This window comes from Acidimicrobiia bacterium, assembly GCA_029210695.1.
Taxonomy (GTDB): Bacteria; Actinomycetota; Acidimicrobiia; order Spongiisociales; family JAHEDJ01; genus JAHEDJ01.
In genome coordinates this window covers 1-21,967 of sequence record JARGFH010000045.1, presented here as the reverse complement: position 1 = coordinate 21,967, position 21,967 = coordinate 1, and the positions used below count along the sequence as shown (strand labels likewise).

Annotated in this window: 22 protein-coding genes; 12 read left to right on the top strand and 10 right to left on the bottom strand. The window is 62.2% G+C overall.

Features of this window, described 5'->3' with window-relative positions; translation table 11 throughout:
* Positions 1–22 precede the first annotated feature (22 nt).
* The 8 genes from P1T08_13520 to P1T08_13485 form a co-directional block, all read right to left on the bottom strand.
* Positions 23–640, bottom strand: coding sequence for a hypothetical protein (locus P1T08_13520; protein MDF1597094.1), 618 nt, complete (start codon positions 638–640; stop codon positions 23–25).
* Complete coding sequence (locus tag P1T08_13515) at positions 641–1,660, bottom strand: hypothetical protein (GenBank protein MDF1597093.1); 1,020 nt, start codon at positions 1,658–1,660, stop codon at positions 641–643. It abuts the gene before it with no gap.
* 26 nt (positions 1,661–1,686) lie between these two features.
* On the bottom strand, positions 1,687–4,656 hold the full coding sequence (locus P1T08_13510) for a type I restriction endonuclease subunit R (protein ID MDF1597092.1): 2,970 nt from the start codon (positions 4,654–4,656) through the stop codon (positions 1,687–1,689).
* Positions 4,649–5,836, bottom strand: coding sequence for a restriction endonuclease subunit S (locus P1T08_13505; GenBank protein ID MDF1597091.1), 1,188 nt, complete (start codon positions 5,834–5,836; stop codon positions 4,649–4,651). The genes P1T08_13510 and P1T08_13505 overlap by 8 nt, the downstream gene beginning before the upstream one ends.
* On the bottom strand, positions 5,829–7,355 hold the full coding sequence (locus P1T08_13500; protein ID MDF1597090.1) for a class I SAM-dependent DNA methyltransferase: 1,527 nt from the start codon (positions 7,353–7,355) through the stop codon (positions 5,829–5,831). Before P1T08_13500 ends, P1T08_13505 begins: the two co-directional genes overlap by 8 nt.
* Entirely contained in the window at positions 7,343–8,872 is a 1,530-nt protein-coding gene (locus P1T08_13495; GenBank protein MDF1597089.1) for a class I SAM-dependent DNA methyltransferase, read from the bottom strand. Before P1T08_13495 ends, P1T08_13500 begins: the two co-directional genes overlap by 13 nt.
* Positions 8,873–8,915: 43 nt before the next feature.
* Positions 8,916–9,152 (bottom strand): hypothetical protein, encoded by a 237-nt coding sequence (locus P1T08_13490; GenBank protein MDF1597088.1) that lies wholly within the window; start codon positions 9,150–9,152, stop codon positions 8,916–8,918.
* 103 nt (positions 9,153–9,255) lie between these two features.
* Complete coding sequence (locus P1T08_13485; protein MDF1597087.1) at positions 9,256–11,334, bottom strand: DUF262 domain-containing protein; 2,079 nt, start codon at positions 11,332–11,334, stop codon at positions 9,256–9,258.
* 692 nt (positions 11,335–12,026) lie between these two features.
* On the opposite strand from P1T08_13485, the gene P1T08_13480 reads away from it, so the two are divergent.
* From P1T08_13480 to P1T08_13465, 4 genes are read left to right on the top strand one after another with little or no spacing between them, the layout of a single operon-like run.
* Complete coding sequence (locus P1T08_13480; protein ID MDF1597086.1) at positions 12,027–12,425, top strand: MerR family DNA-binding protein; 399 nt, start codon at positions 12,027–12,029, stop codon at positions 12,423–12,425.
* A gap of 10 nt (positions 12,426–12,435) precedes the next feature.
* On the top strand, positions 12,436–12,738 hold the full coding sequence (locus tag P1T08_13475; GenBank protein ID MDF1597085.1) for a thioredoxin family protein: 303 nt from the start codon (positions 12,436–12,438) through the stop codon (positions 12,736–12,738).
* Position 12,739: 1 nt separating this feature from the next.
* Positions 12,740–12,928: a rhodanese-like domain-containing protein gene (locus P1T08_13470; GenBank protein ID MDF1597084.1), complete on the top strand. Its 189-nt coding sequence runs from the start codon at positions 12,740–12,742 to the stop codon at positions 12,926–12,928.
* An 18-nt stretch (positions 12,929–12,946) separates the two neighbouring features.
* Complete coding sequence (locus tag P1T08_13465; GenBank protein MDF1597083.1) at positions 12,947–13,495, top strand: CBS domain-containing protein; 549 nt, start codon at positions 12,947–12,949, stop codon at positions 13,493–13,495.
* Here the strand turns inward: P1T08_13465 and P1T08_13460 are convergent, their stop codons facing one another.
* Together P1T08_13460 and P1T08_13455 are read right to left on the bottom strand one after the other, a co-directional pair.
* Positions 13,496–14,644, bottom strand: coding sequence for a tyrosine-type recombinase/integrase (locus P1T08_13460; protein MDF1597082.1), 1,149 nt, complete (start codon positions 14,642–14,644; stop codon positions 13,496–13,498).
* A 63-nt stretch (positions 14,645–14,707) separates the two neighbouring features.
* Entirely contained in the window at positions 14,708–14,908 is a 201-nt protein-coding gene (locus P1T08_13455; protein MDF1597081.1) for a helix-turn-helix domain-containing protein, read from the bottom strand.
* Positions 14,909–15,271: 363 nt separating this feature from the next.
* Here P1T08_13455 and P1T08_13450 point away from each other — a divergent pair, with 363 nt between their 5' ends.
* From P1T08_13450 to P1T08_13415, 8 genes are all read left to right on the top strand, one after another.
* The gene (locus P1T08_13450) at positions 15,272–15,517 is read left to right on the top strand and encodes a DUF2188 domain-containing protein (GenBank protein MDF1597080.1); all 246 of its coding nucleotides are present in this window, start codon (positions 15,272–15,274) and stop codon (positions 15,515–15,517) included.
* Positions 15,518–15,522: 5 nt separating this feature from the next.
* Complete coding sequence (locus P1T08_13445; GenBank protein ID MDF1597079.1) at positions 15,523–15,720, top strand: YegP family protein; 198 nt, start codon at positions 15,523–15,525, stop codon at positions 15,718–15,720.
* A gap of 116 nt (positions 15,721–15,836) precedes the next feature.
* Entirely contained in the window at positions 15,837–17,546 is a 1,710-nt protein-coding gene (locus P1T08_13440; protein ID MDF1597078.1) for a P-loop NTPase fold protein, read from the top strand.
* A gap of 16 nt (positions 17,547–17,562) precedes the next feature.
* On the top strand, positions 17,563–17,730 hold the full coding sequence (locus P1T08_13435; GenBank protein ID MDF1597077.1) for a hypothetical protein: 168 nt from the start codon (positions 17,563–17,565) through the stop codon (positions 17,728–17,730).
* Positions 17,727–18,368, top strand: a complete 642-nt coding sequence (locus tag P1T08_13430) for a hypothetical protein (GenBank protein MDF1597076.1) — start codon at positions 17,727–17,729, stop codon at positions 18,366–18,368. The genes P1T08_13435 and P1T08_13430 overlap by 4 nt, the downstream gene beginning before the upstream one ends.
* Positions 18,365–19,678 carry a hypothetical protein gene (locus P1T08_13425; GenBank protein MDF1597075.1) on the top strand — a complete coding sequence of 438 codons (1,314 nt, stop codon included), beginning with the start codon at positions 18,365–18,367 and terminating at the stop codon, positions 19,676–19,678. Before P1T08_13430 ends, P1T08_13425 begins: the two co-directional genes overlap by 4 nt.
* Positions 19,679–19,696: 18 nt before the next feature.
* On the top strand, positions 19,697–20,437 hold the full coding sequence (locus tag P1T08_13420; GenBank protein ID MDF1597074.1) for a TatD family hydrolase: 741 nt from the start codon (positions 19,697–19,699) through the stop codon (positions 20,435–20,437).
* Between the two features lie 615 nt (positions 20,438–21,052).
* Positions 21,053–21,913 carry a hypothetical protein gene (locus tag P1T08_13415; protein ID MDF1597073.1) on the top strand — a complete coding sequence of 287 codons (861 nt, stop codon included), beginning with the start codon at positions 21,053–21,055 and terminating at the stop codon, positions 21,911–21,913.
* Positions 21,914–21,967 lie beyond the last annotated feature (54 nt).

Below are 21,967 nucleotides of genomic sequence, written 5' to 3'. Positions count from 1 at the left end.
ACCGCCTCGCTCCGAGTCCTTGTCAGGCGTCCAGCCAACTCAGGTCGGCGAGATCGTCCAACCGATCGACAGGGAGTACTGTTCTGAAGTCACTGGTGACGCCCGCCTTGATCAGGCGGTCCGCGAAGTTGACGAGGAACACCGCGCCGAAGACATCTTCAGCGGTGAGATTCCACTCCTTCATGCCGGGATTGTCTGACTTCTCCAACCATTCGGGTGTCATCTGATCAAGGTCGGCTCGGCGCAGGCTCGGCAATCGGCCGGGCCTCAGTGTCCCCTTGACCTCGATGGCAAGAACTGCGTCGAATTGCGGTGTGATCAGGACCAAATCCACCCCGTGCCCGCCGGCAGCGAAATGCCAGAGCGGTGTGTAGCCGATATCCACGAGGACGGTTTCTACGATTGACTCGGCAATGTGGCCGGTGGTGCCGGCGAGCCGTCCTCGACGACTGCCGATCGGCAGCGAGGAGAGGCCATCGTGCCAAGCGTGGGCGAAGAGCTGATCGCCCTCTTTTTCCGGCAGCAGGTGCGACTCGACCATATCTGGATCCAGCGGGTGCGCGGTGGCAGTTCGGATTCCAGCGATATCTACTTTCTGTCGTCTCGCTTCGGGACCCAGCTGCATGGATCGATCTGGCATTCAGAATGGGTTGGTGGCGACGTATTTCGCGAAGTCACTGAGGTAGTCGTACTGGCGCACGACACAGCCCCGTTCGAGCGGTCGAGCGAATACGGACCGGATCCGGCGTCTGTCAGTCGGTGACGGATTCGCGATCACGAGCGTCTTGAGAGGGCTCTTCGCGAGGGCGATCCGGAAAAGCGATTCGACGTGAAGATCTGTGGGTGTGAAGGAGAACCCGACGAGGGCGATTACCTCGGCACCTCGAATAGCCCGCTCTGCGTTTCTCCATAGTGCTTCGAAGTTCGGGTCAGCGTCGATCTGCTTGATGAACTCCGGCGGGATGATCGTGAACTTCGGAATCCCGTTCTGCTCGTACAGGCGCTGTTTGAGCCGTATGGGGCCCGTCTCCGCATCGTTGGCGGGGGGTAGCTGCCAATTCAGAGAGCCGTGGAGCTTGAGCAAGTTGATCGTCCCTTGGACTTTCTTCGGCGGATCAGCGGCGTCCCAGTTGTCATGGCCAACGATCCGGCCCGGTTTGGAGAACCCATACCCGTACTTGGCTGACCACTTGCCGTTTCCGCCGCGGCGGAGAGCATGATCTGCGACGCAGTCGTAATTGAAGCTGATGATGGTGTCCTGTGGCTGCAAGCGATTGACGATTGCCGCATGGTGATCGCACACGGCGCTTGCCTTCTTCGAAACATCTGTCGACACCTCGAGGACAGCAGCCAGCGCAGCCATCAACCTGGTTCGTTTCTCCCGGATCTCGGCCGGAGAGAAGTTGCGGTCCTTGGATGCCGCCATCCGGGACATGAGAGCCATGGATTCGAGCTGTGTGAAGTACTCCTCCATCGTCAGACTGAAATTTGGTCCGAACAGGCCCACGATGTCTTTAACGATCGCGGCAACCTTGTCTTCATGCTTCGAGGTGGCGATTCGCTGCAGCTGAGTGAAGAAGTCAGCGTTCAGAGGTGGCTGGCACAGCTTCCCCTCGCTGGTGCTGGCGCCGCGGCTAGCACCGGCGCCGAGGACGATCACACGCTTGCCAGGAGAGAAGGGAGGCATCAGTAATACTGCCTGATGTAGCCGTAGGCGCGGTCAAACAACTCCTGGTCCTGGTGGAGCTTGTACTTGAACAGGGTCTTGCGGAGCGCCAGCTTGACCTGGCGTTCGCCGGCGTGGGTGTTTTGCCATCCGTCGAACCGGACGACCCGAACGATCTCGTCTATGTCGTTGACGACCCGCTCGACCATGATTGGGGTCTTCTCGTTCTTCGCTTCTTCGAACAGTTCGGTCAGGGCCGCCTTACCCAGGTCCTCCTCGGCGATCGGTTCGGCGGTTCGTTCAGCTTGTACGACGTCGCGGGCCAGGTTGAGCAACTCCTTCAGGAACTCAACACTCAACAGGACTCCCTGTTCGTGTTTCAGCTTCAGGTCTTCGAGCCGTTGGCCGAGTTCCTTGAAACGCGGATCATGCAGATGCTTGCGGAGCCGACGTGCGACTTTGATCTCGATCTCCTTGGCTTTCCTATTCGGGTCTGGCGTCCCGAGCACAGCTTCCAGGAGATCGGCGTCCAATACCAGGGTGTCGAGGTCGTCGCGCACCGCATCGACCTGCAAGTGCTCGTGGATGAGCTCGATCGTCTTGGGACCAAGTGCGTGCCAGAGCAGCTTGCCGGTGCCGGTGGAGGGTTTCACCGACTCGTAGACCTGGGTCAGCCACCGGTAGTCGGTCTCATAGCTGCCCAGGATCGGGTCGGGCGAGATGGCCTCCCATAGCCGGCTCAGGTAGCTGAAGTCCTCCGCGAATCTGTCGCGGGTCTCGTTGTCGGGAAGGCAATCTTGGGCAGCAATAAGACCTTCGTAACCCGCAACCATGCGATCAACGCCGGCGAAGCGGTAGAGACACCTCGTGATGGCCCCAGGCAATTGTGCGACCAGTTCGTTGATATTGGTGACGACCCGGGTGATGCCTTCCTCGTCGAACTGGATCGCCTGGGCGACGTCGTCGAAGACGCCGAGGTAGTCGACGATAAGCCCGTGGGTCTTGGCCTTCCCATGGGGTCGGTTGGTTCGGCAGATCGCCTGTAGCAGAGTGTGGTCGCGAAGTGGCTTGTCGAGGTACATGGCGTGCAGGATCGGGGCGTCGAAGCCGGTGAGGAGCTTCGAGGTGACGATGAGTATCTTCAGCGGGTCTGCTGGGTCGCGGAAGCGGTCGAGTAGCTTCTCCTCGTCGTCACGACCCCGACGCCACGGCGCATAGTCGTCTTCGCCGCTGTTCACGGTCATGACGACGTCGGAGACCTCGGACGGTAGATACTCGTCTAGGGCTCTCTTGTAAAGCATGCACGCTTCGCGATCAAAGGTCACGACCTGGGCGCCGAAGCCGTTCGGCTCGACTTTGTCCTGGTAGTGCTTGGCGATATCGGCACAGATCCTCTGCACCCGGTCGGGCGCCTTCACGAGTACCGCCATCTGTGCGGCGGTCCTGGCGAGCTGCTCGCGGTCGAGGTCGCTCAGGCCACCAGTGAGCTCCTTGAACGCTTCGTCGATGGCGTCTTTGTCGATGTGGAGCTCCACCAGCCGTGGCTCGAAGTGGAGGGGCATGGTGGCCCCGTCTCGGATCGACTCCTCGAACCCGTAGCGGCTCATGTATCCGTGCTCGTCGCCCTCGGCCCCGAAGGCGTAGAAGGTGTTGCGGTCTGCGCGGTTGATGGGCGTGCCGGTGAGGCCGAAAAGGAAGGCGTTGGGCAACGCCTGACGCATCTTGCGGCCGAGGTCGCCCTCCTGCGTGCGGTGAGCCTCGTCGACCAGAGCGATGATATTGCTGCGGTCGTTCACCACTCCGTCGGCTTCACCGAACTTGAAGATCGTCGTGATGATGATCTTGCGGACGTCCTGTTCGAGTAGCCGTTGCAGTTCGGCGCGGGTCTCGGCTTTCACCAGGTTCGGGGTGTCGGCGGCATAGAAGGTGCTCGAGATCTGTGTGTCGAGGTCGATCCGGTCGACCACGATCATCACCGTGGGATTCTTCAGAGCCGGGTGCAGGCGCAGCTTGCGGGCGGCGAAGAGCATCAACAGCGACTTGCCCGAGCCCTGGAAATGCCAGATGAGGCCCTTCTTCGGTTGTCCCGCCACGACTCGTTCGACGATCAGGTTGGCGCCCTCATACTGTTGATAGCGGGCGATGATCTTGATGCGGCGCTTCTTGCTGTCCGTCGCATACGCCGTGAAGTTGGCGAGAAGGTCGAGCACGACATGCGGACCGAGCTGCGAGGATACGGCCTGTTCGATCTGCTGAAGACTTGGCGCTCGGGTGTCGGCGTCGATCCTCCATGGACCCCAGAGATCGACTGGCAGTCCGATCGATCCGTAACGGAACTCCTTGCCCTCAGTCGCAACCGAGAACACGTTTGGTACGAACAGCTCGGGCACGTTGCGCTCATAGTCGTCATGCACCTGAATCGCTCCATCGAACCAGCTCTCGCTCGAACGCACCGGCGTCTTGGCCTCGATCACGACTAGCGGGATGCCGTTCACTAGCAGAACAAGATCGGCGCGCTTCTCTGCTCCGCCGGCACGCACCGTGTACTGGGTGGTGACCACGTACTGGTTCTGTTCGAGGTCGTCGAAGTCGATGAGGCGAATGGTGACGTGCTCGCCGTTCTTGCCGAAAGGCATCGACCGCTCGCCGGTTAGCCAAGCTGCGAACTCCTCGTTGGCCTTGACCAGCCCATCGCTGCGAACCCCCATAAGGATGGCGCGCAACTTGTAGAGCACATCGTCGGCACGGTCTAGCTCTGCTGCGACCTCGGGATTAAGTCGAATCAGCGCCTCCCTGAGATGACCCTCAACGAGGATCTCGGTGGGCTGGCGCGGCAAGTCATGCGGCGAGAGGTAGTGCCAGCCGGCTCCTGAGACCTGGCCGAGCCGATGGGCGAGGCCCGGACCGACAGCGGTGTGGTGGGTGACGCCACCGCAAAGCAGGTCACGGATGAATGCTTCCACGGTGTTGGCTTCGCTGAAATTACTCACTGCTCTCACCTAAGTTTTCGTTGAGTATGCGGCGCCGTGCTGATTCCAAAGCGCTCCGCCGCTGACTGGCGTTGCTGGAGGCGATTTCGACGCGAACCAACATCTCTTCGAGATCATCCTGGGCTCGCAGTTGTGGAACCTTCATGGGCATCGCAGAGAGCCGCTTACTACCGATGTGCAGGATGTTCGAACCGCGAGCGACCCGCAGGAATTTCCCCGACTTGTATGCATGACGTGCCCAGGCGTATGCGAATCCTGCTGTCGTTACGCCCTTCCTCGGCCGAAGTCTCAGCAGCGTGTTCTGGAAGCAAACGTCGTCCGACAGCTCGCCACTCCACCGTGCCGTGGCTCCCAACTCTTCAGGACTACCACAACCTTCGGTAATCAGAACGTCGCCCGTTGTCAGACGGAACGTCCTTCTCTCGTCAGCGGTGAAGTCCATCTCCAGTACGTCATCAAGCAGCAGACGTCCGTCCTTGATGTTCGCTGCCCTGAGATAACGACAGGCTTGAGTCCCAGTTGCATACTTGGGCGCGCGTTGTCGACCGATCTGCACTTCGAACGCTTGATCGACGCGCATTTCCACGGCATCCGTCGCTCGCAGACTGTCATCCACGACAGCAAGCGCTACCCTCGTGGACGAATCGACAACCGCCTTGAGAGTCTCGACGGTGGTGCCTAGTGCAGCGATGCCCTCCGCGATTCGGCGCTGCTCTTCAACAGGCGGCAGGGCGAACTCGTACCATGCGAGGTCCGAGTAGTTGATGTATGGGTTAACTGAGCCCTTCGACTGTTTGATTGAGTGGTCGTGGAACGACTCCGTCTGCATGATGAACGGTAGAAGCTCTGGAAGTAGGACGTTCGGATCCTCGGGCTCGAGCACAAACGTGGTGTTCGCCGTTATCCCCGCGAAGTCGGCCACAGCAACCTTTCGAAGGTAGGTACGACGCGAGCCGTACAGCACCTGGCCAGGCTTGAAGCGCATGTGGAATGCTGGACCGAGGTAACCGTCGCCGGTCGTTCCCCAGCGGCTAATCCGCAGGTTGTCAGTGTCCATGTGCTCGCCGGCCACATAGCGCTCCAGGCCGGATGTCTCAGGATCGACGCGGTCCGAGACCTTTCGCACGACGTCGCCAAACGCGACCCGCGTCCAGCGCCGCTTTGTCGCTGGCTCAACCATGGTTGGCCTCCGCAGTGAGCATGCCGTCGAGCATGTCCACGACCGCGTCCATCTGCTGCCAGAACTCGCGGCCGCTCGCTTCTAGCCCGGACCACAGGGTCTTGACGTCGCCGTGGGGATTGCTTCCGGATGCCTCGACGACGGGCCGCACGTAGCGGGGGATTGAGAGGTTGCCGTCCTTGGCTAGGACCTCGTCGATGGTGGCTACCGCGGCGAAGCCGGGCTGGTCGTCGAATGCTTGGTAGGCCTTGAGGATCCGTTCCTGGTGTTCGGGCTTGAGAAAGCTCTGGGCGCGATCGCGGGCGACCTCGTGCACGGCATCGATGAACAGGATGCGACCCTGCCGTTCAGGCGGCTTCTGCGTGCGGCAGACGACCACGCAGGCTTCCATGGGCGAGTTGTAGAAGAGGTTGGGTCCGAGGCCAAGGACGCATTCGAGAAGGTCCAGTTCGATCAGTTTGTGGCGCATTGCGGCTTCTTCGTTGCGGAAGAGCACGCCGTGGGGGAAGAGGACGGCGCAGCGGCCGGTCTCGGGATCAAGGCTTCTGAGGATGTGCTGAAAGAAGGCATAATCCGCGCGGCCTTGGGGTGGAGCGCCGAGGAAGTTTCGGCCCCAAGGGTCGGTCTGCCACGCCTCGCGGTTCCACTTCTTGATCGAATATGGCGGGTTGGCGAGGACCACGTTGAAGGTCATCAACCGGTCGCGTTCGATGAAGGCGGGTTCGCTGAGTGTGTTGCCGGTGGCGATGCGGAAATCCTCGACGCCATGGAGAACGAGGTTCATGCGGGCAATCGAGGCCGTGGTGTGGATCAGCTCTTGGCCGTAGAGGCCGAGTGTGCGGGCGTCATCACCGCGCCGCTTCACTTCGGCGAGGGCCGAGATGAGCATGCCGCCGGTTCCGACGGTGGGGTCGTAGATACGCTCGCCGGCTTGCGGTTCGAGCATCTGGGTCATCAGGTGGACGAGAGTGCGGTTGGTGTAGAACTCCTGGGCGGTGTGTCCGCTGTCGTCGGCGAACTGCTTGATGAGGTACTCGTAGGCGTTCCCGAGTTCGTCTTCGGGAACCGCGGCAAGACTCAGGGGGTGTCGGGAGAGATGCTCAATCAGGTTCTTGAGCGTCTCATCGGGCATCTGTGCCTTGTCGGTCCACGAAGCATTACCAAAGACGCTGGCTAGACGCTCGGGATTGGCGGCTTCGATGGCCCGGAAAGCATTCAGCAGCGCCCGCCCCACGTCGCGTGACGCGTTGCGGACATCGGACCAGTGGGCACCGTCGGGGATGTTGAAGCGGTCGTCGGCAGTGGAGCGGGCGTAGACCTCATCGCCGGTCTCAGCGAGGGCGTTGTGGTACTCCGCGTCCCAGACGTCAGAGAGGCGCTTGAAGAAGAGCAGCGGGAAGACGTACTGCTTGTAGTCGCCGGCGTCGATAAGGCCGCGTAGCAGGTTGGCGGCACCCCACAGGTAGGACTCAAGCTCTTGTTGGCTGAGGTGTTCGGGTGCTTTGCTCATTGGAGCCATCCTCCCCCGATGAGTATCTCGCGGAGCCGGTCTTCGGCGGCGCGGGCTTCCGTAAGAGCTTCTTTGAACGCGGCGACCGCTTCGGGTAGTGGCGGGATGTCTTCGCCGATCGGCGGCAGCACATAGCGCGAGATATTGAGCGTCCAGTCCTCCTTCGCGATCTCTTTGAGGTCGACGACCTTGGCCCGGTCCTCGACGTCTTCGAAGGCTTGCACCCATTTGACGATTCGGTCGGCGTGCTCGGAGTCGAGGAAGTTCTGCGCCCGGCCCTTTCGGAAGAGGCTCGACGCATCGACCATCAAGACCTTGCCCTTGCGGTCGGCCGGCTTGGTGCGGCGGAGGGTCAGGATGGCGGGAGCGAGGCCGGTGCCATAGAAGATGTTTGGGGCCAGACCGATCACTGCTTCGATCAGGTCCTCTTGAAGCATGGCCTTGCGGATCTTGCCTTCCGCACCCTTCCTGAACAGTGCCCCCTGAGGGAGAACGACGGCCATGCGCCCGGTGCCGTCGGCCATCGACGCGGTCATGTGTTGCACCCAGGCAAAGTCGCCGTAGCTCTTGGGTGGAAGTCCGAACACCGCTCGGCCCCACGGGTCAGACTCCCAGATCTCAATACCCCACTCCTTGAGCGAGAACGGTGGATTGGCGATGACGCAGTCGAACGTGGCGAGCCCGCCGGTGGCCGAATCGGTGAAGGCCGGATTCCGCAGCGTGTCTTCACGGACGATCTGGAAGTCCTCGATGCCGTGAAGCACGAGGTTCATGCGAGCAATGGACGAGGTTGTGAGGTTTTTCTCCTGTCCGAAGATCTTCCCGAAGAATGTGCGCGGGTCGCCGCCGGCGCGCTCTACATGCTCGATGGCGCCCAACAACATGCCTCCTGTACCGCAGGCGGGGTCGTAGACGCTCTCGCCCTCCCTAGGGTCGAGCAGGTCAACCATCATCCGCACGACGCTTCGGGGCGTGTAGAACTCACCAGCCTTCTTACGTTTGGTGATATCGGCGAACTTCCCGATCAGGTACTCATAGGCGTCGCCCAGGATGTCGGAACCAACCGCCCGATTGCCGAGCGAAACCTCCGACAGGGCTTCAATGAGGTCTTTGAGGATCTCATCGGTAAGCATCTCCCGGTTGCCCCAGTCGGCGGTACCGAAGACCCGGTAAAGGGTGTCGGGGTTGGCAAGCTCGATCTCACGCATCGCATGAGACAGAGCAGCACCCACGTTGGCAGGGGTTTCACGAACGTCCCGCCAGTGAGCGCCATCAGGAATAGTGAACCGGTGAACCTCCGGGAAGTCGACCGGCTCGACATCGCCGAACAACTCAGTCGCCTCGGCCGTCTCTTCGTCGTACACGTCGCAGATCCGTTTGAAGAACAACAGCGGAAGGATGTACCCCTTCCAATCGGTCCGATCGACAGCGCTGCCCCGCAGGATGTCGGCGCAGTTCCAGAGGTGGGACTTCAGCCGAGAAAGGTCGACCGGCCCTGGCCGGCGCTGTGGGGATCCGTGCGTCACGCTGACCAAACCCGATTCCTCCCCGGTCGGCACAGGCTGCGCATCACCGTATCTGCCCGCCACTCGCCCTCCAGGCCTCGAGCTCTTCGGAGGGGTTCTTCCCTCCCGGTCCGAACCCGAAGTGGTCGAGGAATTCGGCGATGCCACCGAACTGTGTGAGGATGACGGCAGACTCAGCGAGCTTGTCGTGCCCGGGTTTAAAGAACGATCCGATACCGGTCTCATTTCCGCATCCGCACCAGCACTCGCCGGTCGGCAACAGCCGCTTCTTGGAAGCCATGCAAGGACCCCGTTCTTGGATGAGATCCAAGGGTAGCGCCGTCGAGCAACCCGAACTGACGACTCGAAGTGCGGCTGTCCGATACGTCCTCTCCAGTGGCCGCTCAGTCGAGGTAGATCTCGGAACCTTCTGAGTCGGTGAGGATCAGCGAATCGTCCACTTCCGTAAGTCGGCCGAGCAAACTGGCGTCGAGCGTGAGCAAGCCGAGGCCATCACCGTCGCCTGCGAGTGCAACCTGCCAATACGCTGACGCTTGCGTCCCTCGAAGGACAACGTCCACCTCGTCGTCGTCGGCCGGCAGGAGTACGGCCGATTCGATTGGGATTCGTAGGCGGCCCACCGTCAGATCGTCAGCTGTGATCGGCTCGGTGCGGAACGGCTCCTCTTGGGCCTCGTCCGCAGCCCCAGCGACCTCGCGCTTCGTGCCGTCTTCCGAGGGTCCTGGCCAGATGCCGATCGCGACCTCTGCAAGCGCAGCCCCGCGCTGGTCAATCGAGTCTTCATGCCACTCATCGGGGAGGCTCCGATTCAGAGCGAGGGCACTGTGTTCGAGGATGTCGGAACGCTTCGTACTCCACGGGCCGTTGGAAAGCTTGGGGTTGAGCTTCTTGGTCGCCAAGGTGAGGTTGCCAAGTCTGTGGATCCGCTGTTCGCGGGCCTGCTCAGCCTCGAGGTGATGCTTGTCTGCAGGTAGGGGCCAATGTGCCTCCCACGACTGGGGCATGAGATGCTCGATGGTGAGCTTGTCGAGCACGAGGAGATTCTCGGCGTATTTGCTCTTTGTGGCGTCCTCGAGAGCCTCGAGGACGATTCGAAGTCGAGCGCGAGACAGTGTCCGATACAGCTCGCCCGTCTCGAGTGCCCTGCGGAAGGTGTTGTTAGCGGGCCAGAACTGGCTGTCGCCTTCAAGCCCTGATAGGTACCTCTCGACGACACCTACGGCGTCGGTCGGGTCCTCTTTCACCGCTTGAAGGAGCCCGAGGAACACTACGTTGTAGTTCTTGGTAGTGAGTCGCGACACCATCCGGCGAACGAGGTACGCCTCGAGCTTTCGGAGGATCCCGTTGAGGGACTCCTTCGGGAGGGTCTCCTCGTCCAATCCGAATAGGTACAGGAGCAGCGGGTCAGCGGTTGTGGCCTGCATGGTCCGGAGCCGATAGAAGAAGAGCCCACGGGGATCATCGGGTGGCAGCTCATCGAAGAGGTCATAGATGGCGCCGTACTTCCGAAGGTCTATGAGGAGATGCTCGACCGATTCGGTGGATGCAGCGGTGAACGATCGGAACTCCTCGAAGAGAGAGCTGACGCCGATCTCTGAGCCCTTCTCCATCGTGAGGTAATGGCTTAGGAAGACATCCAAGCGGAGGCGCTTGAGCCGGCCCTGTCTGACCTCCTTTCGCCATCCGGGTTCCTCGAACTCGCGCCAGTAGGTCTCGTACAGTTTCTCGACGTCCTCGCCGGCATCTGTCGCCCGCTGGAATAGGAGATTCTTGATCAGATCAGACGCGCGTAGGGGAGTGCCGCGGGCATTGAGCGTCTCGAAGATGACCTGGGCGTTGTCGTTGTGCTCAAGATCGATCACGACGATCTTGAGTAAGGACCGGAGAACGGCCGACAATGCAGCGAGGGCGTCCTCGGTGTCGTCAACTTCATCGAGCCATAGTGAGGTGGTCTTGACGAAGTACTCATGGGCCCGCGTGATCGGCGACCGTCTGTCGGCCTGTTTGGCTTCTCCGGCCATCACAGCACTGAAGGAGGATCGATCGACGTTCGTCGGCCAGACTTTCAGCATGTGGTGGGTCTCGGCGATCAGATCCTCGTCATTGTCGGTGAGCTTTGCCAGGACGCGAGCCTGCTTATCGAAGCCCGCCTTGTCTGCGACATCTCGACAAGCCGCAATCAGGATCTGCAGTGTGGTGAGCCGTTGCTGGCCGTCGATGACCTGGCGAGCTTCGAGTTCGGCCACCTGCGTCGATACATGATCAAGTACCACGGCGCCAAGAAAATGGGGGGCCGCTTGCTTCGGATCGCGGAGGTAGGCGTCGACGATTGTCAACACGTCGGCCCAGAGGGGTTCCCAGTGCTCTACTTGATTCCAGACATATGGGCGCTGGAAGAGAGGGACGAGGTATCGCACGTCCTTCCCAAAGAGCAGCCTCAGGTCGACGGTATCGGATTTCACGATCGCTCCACTCTGGCGTTTTGACCGGCCACTGATGAGACTAGATGCCAGGGCGGATACGAAGCATTGACCGATGCACTGGCCAGTGATTGAATCCGACACCGATCTGACACAGACGGGCGCGAAACAGTGCGAAACGACGAAGGGGAGCAAAGCACGAAAGCCCTGTTCAGAAGGCATTTCTGAGAAGACTCCCAGGTCACGGAACTGCCCCGACAAGCCTTCACACGGCAGAGGTCACTGGTTCGATCCCAGTAGCGCCCACCTCAGAATCCCCTGTAAACACAGGGGATTCTGGCATTTTCGGGTCTAGCAGTGGGCCTCCTGTTGGCCCTGGTGTCCGTCTAGTGTCCGTCAGAGTTCCGGATAGGACCTGGCTAGAGATCACCTGGGCCCGCGTCCTCGGCGCCGCCGGGCAACTGCGAGGCGACGCTTTTCGGACGCTTCCGTTCCCGATGTCACATGTCGGCTTTCGACCTCGCCAGGCCCTCTTGCAGGTCGGTGGAAGGCTGATCGCCGGGTAGTGGTAGCCGCGATGGGTTCGAGATTCCCGGATCCCAAACGCGGGTGAGTGCGCGCTATAGCTCCTCGGGAAGGTTGATCTGTCCGGCCCCGGCATTGTCGGGTTCGCGGTGAGCTTTCGGCGGTTCCTGCTTGACCTTCGAGTAGCTCGAAGGTTTAGGGTATTGACTATGAGGATTGGACACGCTGCAGAACAAGCATCTCTGGAGGCGTCGGCGATTCGTTTCTACGAGTCCGCTGGTGTGCTGCCTGCACCGGCGCGCAGCGACGCCGGATATCGCGACTACGACCAGGGCGACGTCGAGTTGATGCGGTTCGTGCGCCGGCTGCGTGCGCTCGAGTTGCCGCTCGATGACGTCCGGGAGATCGTCCAGCTGTGGACGTCGGGCGAGGCGCCGTGTCAACCGGTCCGCGACGCGATTACTCGCGAGGTGGAGGCGGTCGATGATCGGATCGCTGAATTGACCCGTCTCCGTTCTGAACTACAGGCCCTACAGGAGCGCATGGACTCGATCGTTGACCATTGGCCGCAGTCCTGTGTGTGCCATGTCATCGATGAGACAACGTGAGGTAGATGTCATGAGAGTCACATTGCAGTACTTCAACGGTTGTCCCAACTGGAAGGAGACCGACGCCCACCTCGAGACTCTCCGATCCGAGGGATTCGATCTGATCCTCGCCCGGCAGCTGATCGAAACACCGGAAGCAGCCGAACGGCACAGGTTCCGAGGCTCACCCACCGTCCTCATCGATGGGGTCGATCCGTTCGCCGACCCTGATGCCCCGGTGGGTCTGTCCTGCCGGGTATATGCGGCCGACGACGGCTATGCTGGGTCGCCGAGCCTCGACCAACTCCGAGCGGCGATCGAAGCGGCGAGCTGACATGGTCACCGCCATCGACCGGGCCCGGCTACTCGAACTCATCAACCAGCAGGCCCAAGTCGTGGATGTGCTTCCCGACGCCGAGTACACCTCGCGACACATCCCCGGTGCGGTCAGCATTCCGCTTCGCCGTCTCGACGCTGAGTCCACGTCGGTGTTGCGTCGGGATAAACCGGTGGTCGTGTACTGACACGATGGTTTGTGAGACATGTCTCCACGAGCCGCGTGCCGGCTCGAAGCACTCGGATTTGAACAGGTCTATGACTACACCGCTGGTATTGCCGACTGGAAGGCCGCCGGCCTCGATGTTGAGGGCACCGAAGAGCCCGATCACCGCATTTCCAATGCCACCCGACCTGATATCCCGACCGTCCAACCAGATGAACTACTCGGCATCGCACGCCGACGAGCCAATGAGGCGGGATGGGATGAAGCGCTCGTGGTCGACTGCGACGGCATCGTGATTGGGCGCCTCAGGGGGTCAGCCTGGGACGTTGACGCCGAAGTTGCTGTCGACACCGTCATGGAACTCGGGCCGACCACGGTCAGGCCCGACGGGTCTCTGCACGACCTTCTCGAGCGGATGGACAAACGCGGCACCAGGCTCGTGGTAGTTTCCGACCCTCAAGGGCACCTCGTCGGTGTCGTCCTCGCCGACGACGCCCGCCAGCTCGTCAACGGCGAACCTGCCGAGCGCGTGTGGTCGGACTGCGACGGCTGCCCAGGACGCTGGAGCCCAGCCAAGCAGGCCAACTGACTAGGGCTTCGTCGATCTGGTGTCCATCGACACGACATTCGACCCGTCTGGCGGCCGCCCGAGGTCGGCCACGCCTTCCGATCGGAGGCGATCGAGACCCTCCATCGCCGCCTCGTCGACGCCTTCGTAAAGGTGTCCGTAGACGTCGAGCACCGTTCTTGTGCTCTCATGTCCAAGCCGGTCGGCGATGTATCGCGGTGATTGCTTCTCGGCGATCAGCATGGCCACGTGGGTGTGCCGGAGATCATGTGGGGTGCAAGGCGTGCATACGGAGGCGGCAACGGCGGGGTTCCAGTGGCGGCGGCGGAACCGGTTGTAGTCAAGCGGCCCGCCTTGGGCGTGGGAGAACACCAGGTCCGACGCCGACGGGTAATCGGTGAGGTGGGCCGCCAGCTCGTCGCAGAGGAAGCCAGGGATGCCGATGGTGCGGTAGGCCTTCTTGGATTTGAGTGGTCCGGCCACCATCTGCCAGGAGCCCTGCCTGCTGAGCTGCTCGTCGACGCGGAGGGTGCGACGGAGCAGGTCGAGGTCGTCGGTGCGAAGAGCGGCGAGTTCGCCGAATCGAAGTCCCGTGTACGCGGCGGTGAGAACCCAGACCCGGTAACGGGGGCCGATGGCGTCGGCGAGTTGCTCGATCTCAGAGACGGTCAGGAAGCGTTTCTCGTCGCGGTCGTCCTTGGGGAGTTTGATCTCCCGACACGGGGTGCGGGCGATGAGACCGTCGGTGACCGCCACTCGGAAGGCGCGTGACAGGATCTGATAGGCCTTGGCGATCGTACCGGGGGCATAGCCTTGATCCTGCAGATCGGCGATCCAGGCTCTGATCTCGTTTGGTCGTACCGCACCGATCTCCGCATCGCCGAAGGTCGGCAGTATCAAGTTCCTCAGGTAGGAGGAGTCGCGTGCTCTGGTCGACTCGCGTCGGTTGGGGCGGGTGGCATCGACCTGGGCGGCCCATTCGGAGAAGTTGACCTTTCCGGCGGCCGGGTCGGTCCACTCGCCTCGGATCTTCTGGACCTCCACCGTGTGGACGAACTTCTCGGCGTCGACTTTGCGGGCGAAGTTTTTCGATCGCTCCTTGCCATGTGGGTCGACGTAGCGGACCTGCCACCGATGACGGGCGTTGGGATGTCGTCGAATGTGGGCCACGCGCAGCCTCCTTCACCCTGTGGCAGCACTCGTGTTCACCGTAGATGCTGGTGCGAGGTCCGGTCAACGAGTTCGTCCGGCGGTTGAGTGGAGTTGGCTGCGTACCCACTGGTCGACATCACCCCAGCGGTAGCGTATGTGCTTCCCCACACGAAAGCCGGGTGGACCCTCGCCGGCGTGTCTCCAGGCGTACAGGGTCGCGACGGGCACCGCCAGGTACTCGGCCAGTTGCTGGGTGGTGAGAAGGCGATCGAAGGTATCCATGGCTGCATCGTGAGGACCGACCCTGTCATCGGACTGTTACCAGAGTGCCCAGACGGTGGGTCACAAAGTGTCCTGTCTCATCGGCCAAAACTGCCGGCTACATGTGCAGTTGGAGGGTTTGTGACAGGATCTGTGACAGGGCTGCTGACAGGCCGTGACAATCTGATAAATGGAGTCACACGGGACTCGCACGGGGTTGACCCCATGCTGCGTCCGTCCGCGGAAAAGTGTTCCACCATAAACAACACGCGTGTAATCTGAGGTGACGGAATCCCGCGTGGTTTCCGGTAATCCCGAGCCCCGATGGGACCAGGTCCAGACTGTCGAGCGGTTCTCTATGAGGCGGAAAGGAGCACTGTACCAATGAGCAAGCCAAGCGATCGCCACGTCGTACCGAACCCCGAAGGCGGCTGGGACGTCGTTGCACCCAATGCCGAACGCGCCAGCAGTCACCACGGCACACAGGCCGATGCGATAGGCCGCGCTCGCGAGATCGTCGGCAACGTCGGCGGCGGCGAGGTTGTGATACACGGCCGAGACGGTCGGATCCGAGATTCGGACACGGTGGCCCCCGGCAATGACCCCTACCCACCCCGAGACCGGAGGTAGCCCTCATGGCAACTCGACTGCTGTACCAGCGCAAGGACTGCAGGTGGGCGTGGCAACTCACTGCCGACAATGGGCAAGTCATCGCAACTGACGGGAGTCAGGGCTACGAGAACGAGGCCGACGCGCGCAACATGGCAGATCGGATCATCGCCGGGGAGTTCGCTGGCGCTGATAAGAAGATCCGCCGAAACGACGATTGCTGATCCATGAGCCGGGCTGTCGTGCCGATACAAGATGTCTGGCCTGCGAGATGGGGCCGACCGACTCGAGGGAGTGTTGCCGGCCGATGAGCGGAGCGCGGACTACCTCCCATCAGGCGATGCCACTTCGGGACGACAACCCGAGCACAGTCGACTTGCTGGGCTTCGAGGACGTCGTCGACGTCGTCGATGAAATCGTCCGCCGCCGCGATCTCGATCCGGTTACAGTCGGGGTGAACGCACCGTGGGGCGGCGGCAAGACCACCGTTCTCCACCTACTCAAGAAGCGGCTCGCCGATCGCGAGGACGTGCTCTGTCTCTTCGTCAGTCCCTGGGAGTACGACAACAAGACCGACCCCACTACGGGACTAATCGACGAGGTCCTCGGTGGGCTCGAGGCTGCGCTCAAGAAGAACCAGTCACGGTTTGATGCCGTCAAGGACGCGCTCCACAAGCTGCGCCGTCGAGTGAAGTTTGCGAAGGCCATGAAGCTGGCTGCCTCGTCTGCATTGACGGCCACGCTTCCTGGCGTCGGCAGCCTGATCGATCTGTTCGACGAAAACGCCGAGGACAAGGCGGAACCCTCGGACCCAACGTTGCAGGGGTTCCGCTCGCAGTTCGAAGCACTAATGCAGGATCCGAAGCTCGCCCCACTCGAACGGGTAGTCGTGCTCGTGGACGACCTCGACCGGTCGTTGCCAGATACCGTCGTCGAGACCCTGGAGGCCATCAAGCTCTTCCTATCCGTCAAGCGGATGGCCTTCGTGATCGCAGCCGACGAGGACAACGTAGCCAATGCGATCGGGCGCCGCCTCGCCACCACCGGGCAGCCGATCACCGCTCGGCAGTACATGGAGAAGATCGTCCAGGTTCCCGTGCGCGTCCCCGCTCTCAGCAGGGAACATACAGAGGAGTACTTGGCGCTCCTAATGCTGGCGGACGTCGATCAGGTTGACGCCGCGGTCGACCGAATCAAGGCCACGCGGCCGTCCGCCTGCGGCCGGATCACTGAGCGACTCGGCGATACGATGCCCGACGATCGACGCGCAGACATTGTGCTTGCGCAGCAGTTGACACCTCTGTTGCATCGCCAAAGCGCTGGCAACCCCCGTCGTCTCAAACGGTTCCTGAATGCGTACTGGCTCCGGATGTCCTTCGCATCGGCCCGTGGCATCGTGTTGCACCCCGACGCCCTCGCCAAGCTGATGCTCGCCGAACTGCACTACCCCGAGCTATTCGGCCAGATGCTGAGCTGGCTGGCAGCGGGCTCCGTCGCCGAGAAGGTCGCCGAACTCGAGAAGGGCGGGGGTGACCACAGTCAGGGCGTGCGCGAGTGGGGCCAGCTTCCGCCTGACCTCTCCGGCGAGGATCTGTCCCAATACCTCCTCCTCGCGGCATCTCTACGCGGAGAGACCATCGAGGCCGCCTCGCTTCCTGCGGAACTGCGTCCGATTGCCTCGGACCTGGGCGAGGCATCGGCAGTGAAGCGACGTCAGGGCTTGAAGGAGGCGCTCAAGCTTGACGACGCGAAACAGGCGGCGATCGCTGGCTTCCTCGCGGTCTCGCTTCGCCAGCAGCGGGCTCCCGACGCCCAGAAGGCGCTTGCCGAATCGATCTCTGGGTTGGCGGTGACAGCTGGTGTGGCGGGCACCGTGGTCGATGAGCTGAGGCGGATGGCGCACGGAGCGATCACTGCTGGAGTACCGATAGCGCTCCTTGCGCAGAATCAGCCAGCCGAGTTTCAGGCGCTAGTACGCGAGTGGGTCGACAGTCCCGACGTGAGTGATCTGGTTCGCAACGCTGGCCGCGAAGCCCTGAGGGAGACGTAGCAGGTGGGAACGTCCGGTGCGTACGGCGGATCCGCTGGCTGGTCAGGCATTGGCAGCCAGACTCAGGAGTGGCTTGACAGCGGTGGCGGTGGAGCGGGAAGCGGATCTGGCGACGGGGATCCAGCTGACACGCCTACTCCGGTTGACACTGCTCCGCCTGGCTCAGGGGATCGCCGACCGATGAGCCCAGCGCTCGCGACTCTGGTCGGTCGCCTCGGCCGTCGCCTTGCCATGTCAAGTGGAGGTGGAGGCACCGGCGGTGGAGGAGGCGTCGGGCGCGGCTCCGGTACCCAAGGTGGAGGACGCGGACGTTCGACCGCCCGCGCATCGTCAGTCGGCGGTCGGGCAGCAGTTGGTGTGTACGGTCTGCGAGGCGGCCACGCAGGTGCGCTACAAGAGCTCGGGCTGTCGCTGGACGAGCTGACCGGCTTACCGAGGCATGAGCAAGCCAAGCGCCTGCTTGAAGCCGCAATGGGGCCAAGCGGTGGAGTTAATGAAAGCGAGTTGCGGCTGGCCAACGCCGAGCTGATTCTGTGGGCCCTGAATGAAGAGTCCGAGCCCTTGCCTATCGACCTGGCGAATCGTTGGGTCGTCGAGTATGTCTGGCAGGTTTGGATCACTGAAGCCGGTCCGACCATTCGCAACCATGCAGCCAACGGCTACGACAGCAGGCGCGTCGAGGCCGAGATGCGGGCCGCGCTGGAGGCGACCGTCGAAGCTGGTGGCCTTCCGGATGACAGACCACTTACCGCTGGTGACTTCGAGACCGCGATCGCTTCAGCGCTCGGAAGTCTCGAACGCGTCGGAGGACCTTCATCATGACCGCTCGTCGACTTATCATCGACGGCAAGTGGCCGCGAGCGCGGCCCCTGACGACTACGGAGTTCCTATGGCGGTCGGCATCCAGGGAGACTTCGTTCCGCACCACGCTTGACCCGCAGCTGGCGGCCATCGGCGACGTTGGTGATGCGAATACCGATCTTGTGGCGCTGGCGGTGTTGGTGTTCCTGGCCGATCGAACCGTGAGGCGACCATCGAAGGGCTGGGCCCGGGACATCGATCTCCACTTGCCCGTGTTCGATGTCGATCGTTGGGAGCGCGTAAGCGAGGAGCTCGCTAAGACGCTGGAGATACTGTCGGCCGACGGGTGGATGCTCACATTCCGCAGACGAGCGGCGAGGAAGCCCCAGCGGCTGTCAGAGCGGCCCGAGGTCGACCGAGTGCTGTTATTCAGCGGTGGCGCCGACTCACTCTGCGGTGCAGTCCGATCACTCGCGGCTGGTGAGCGTCTGCTACTCATCTCGCATTGGGATTGGGCCGGCCATTCGGCCTACCAGACGCGGCTTGCCCGGTGGCTTGCTCGACGATTCCCGGATCAGGTTCACCTGCGCCAACATCAGCTCCAGCGTCGTTCGAATCAGCTCGGGGGCGGAACCTTCGGCGACGAGCCCACACGCCGCAGCCGCAGCCTGCTCTTTATTTCGTTGGGTCTTGCCCACGCATCCATCGAACCGCGGGTGCCCCTATGGGTCGCCGAGAACGGCTATGCCGCGCTGAATCCTCCGCTCGCCGGGGAGCGTCGAGGCGCGCTCTCCACCCGCACAACACATCCTGTCGTGCTCAACAACATCCAGAGGGTGACTGCGAGCCTTGGTGGATACGGCGAGCTGGCCAACCCGTTCGAGAAGATGACGAAGGGCCAGATGTACACCGAGGTTGCGGGTCTACTCGGGGCTGGTCCGGCCTCGAAGCTGCTCTCTATGTCGCACTCATGCGCCCACGTTCGCTGGGCAACCGGGACGGGCCTTAGCCCGGACACTCAATGTGGAGTCTGCTTCGGCTGTCTGGTGCGTCGGTCGGCGTTTCTTGCCGCCGGGTTGGAGGACCAGACGACCTATCTCCACACGGCGATCAATCCTGGGAGTCAGCCTGCTCGGCTTCGGAGCGCCGCGCGCCGGGAGATCCTGACGGTCCGATACGCAGGGGGTCGAGGGGTGAGCGCCGCCGATCTACTGTCAGCGGGATTGCCCGATCACGTGTTGGTTGGTGATGCCCTCGACGTCGCCAATCGCGGACTGAAAGAGCTTGCGGCGGTTGTGGACATCCTGCCGGACCTCGCACGGGTCACCTAGGTGTTGCTGCCGCTCGACATGCACGCACACATCGAGTCGGGCATAGCCCCGGCCGAACTTGACCATCTACGTGCTTGCATCGTGTCGGTCACTCGGAGCCTTGCGGAGTTCCGGGAAGTCGAAATGCGTACGGATCGTGCCGTCGCGTGGGGTGTGGGCTGCCATCCGGGCCTAGCCAGAGCAGTCCGGACCTTCTCACCTCATGTCCTTAGAGCCGCGCTTGCCGCCACCGCGGTTGTTGGTGAGGTCGGGCTCGACGGCAGCGCGAGGGTGCCGCTCGACGCTCAGAAAGATGTGTTCGATCAGGTGATCGGCGTGCTTGCCGAAACACCTCGAATCGTCTCGGTACATAGTTACCGCGCCACGAAGGAAGTGCTTGACATCCTCGAGCGGCATCGGCCTGAGGGCGTTGTGCTGCACTGGTGGCTCGGCAACGACGCGGCAACCGAGCGCGCGGTCGACCTTGGTGCATACTTCTCGGTGAACGCATCACAGGTGGGGAAATGGGCCGCTCTGCGCCTTGTTCCACTCGATAGGATTCTCACTGAGACGGATCATCCGTTTGGCGACCGTGGGGAGGAGCCACCCCGACGGCCGGGCAACGTGAGCATCGTCGAGCGTCGGCTCGCCGACGAACTTGGATTCCGTCCCGAAGCCATACGACGGCGGGTCTGGCAGAACCTAGCTCGGCTCGTGGATGAGCTGGGGCTTCACGACCTCCTTCCCCGCCAGTTTCAGGTTCAGCTGCTGGCCAGCTAGGGAGCGGCCGTGCCGGTGCAACCACGGTCTTGAACATCTGCGACGTGGGTCTGGTGTTCACTGTCTCCCTGGTCAACCAACAGCGCGAGCGGGACGACCAGTCGGAGCGAACGCACGATCACGAAGTCACGCGATCAAACGGCGACACCGTCGCATGTCCGGGATCTCCCTGGTGGCGATCGACAGGCCGACGAGGCGCCGCTCTTATTACAGCCGCCATCTCAGCGATGATCCATCGCGGGCGTGTCACCCGGGTGTCGGTGTGGCGCCCGCTCACCGGTTGCGGGGAGGACCACGATCATCCAGGTGTCCATCCCGGCCCAAAAGGCAAGATCGGCCGAAACGACGGTCCCGATACGGTCGTTGGAGGGTTTCTGACAGGGTTGCTGACACTCTGGTGACAGGGTGTCGTGGGATCGTCCGGGCATGAGGCTGGCGGTTCTTTGGCGTTGCACACCCTCCAGCAGCGGTTGGAGGGTCTGTGACATCGAAATGACAGGGTTGTCGCGTCTCTCGGGCACCCGCGCCCCTTACAGGGAGACATGCACGATCGCGTTCCACCTGCCCAGATCTGGTTCGAGGAGCGTAGGGTTGATAGCCACGGGGAGTAGCTGTATGAGCACACGACGCTCGTTAGCGGGGTTCGGTGGTCCTTTCCGGCCGCCGTCTGTTGTCAGCGTTGCCTTGGCGGCGCTGCTGGCGCTCGGCGCCTGTACGGACGCGGCGGGCACGACGACCACGACCACGCCTGTGCCCACATCGTCGACTTCCACCACGACCACAGCCGACCCGCCGGCAACGTCAACGTCCACATCGGCGGCTACGACCTCGACGACGGAGCTTCCGACAGATACCGGCGTTGAGGCGGCGTGGTCGTCGTATTGGGAGGCGTGGACCGAGGTCCGGGCTTCCGAGGATCTCGATCCCGCGCCGCTTGAGGCAGTCGCATCGGCGCAGGTTGTCGAAGGCGCGACTGTTCTCTTCGAACGGCAGCGCGAGTCCGGACAAGGCCCGATCGAGACTGATGTGTCGCTACACCCGACTGTCACGGCCGAGCAGGGGAATAGCGCCACCATCGAGGACTGCGTGCTGCTGGCTCCGTCATTCACTGACAATGTCGGCGTCTGGTACGAGGCTGACCTGGTCAGATCGGACCAAGGTTGGAAGGTCGATGCGGTCCGGATTCGGAGCGCATCGGGCTGCGTACCACGAGAGATGGCCGACGCCGCGATTCAGGGATACCAGGCGTACTACGAGGCCGAGGCGGACTTCTGGGATCCGCCCAATCCCTCCAGCCCGCTGCTGGAACAGGTGTTGACGGAGCCACAGCTGAGCTTCATCACGGGTCTCCTCGACGAGCACGCAGCCCTAGGTGCGGCTCTTCGTGGTCAACCAACGACCCACCCAGAAGTGATCGAGGTGAGGAGCTCGACCGAGGTCGTGATCCTCAGCTCCCTCTGTGTCAACGTTTCGTGAGACGGGTCGTGTAGGTGTATCACTGTGTTGAGAGGGCGGGATGGGAGAATCCCT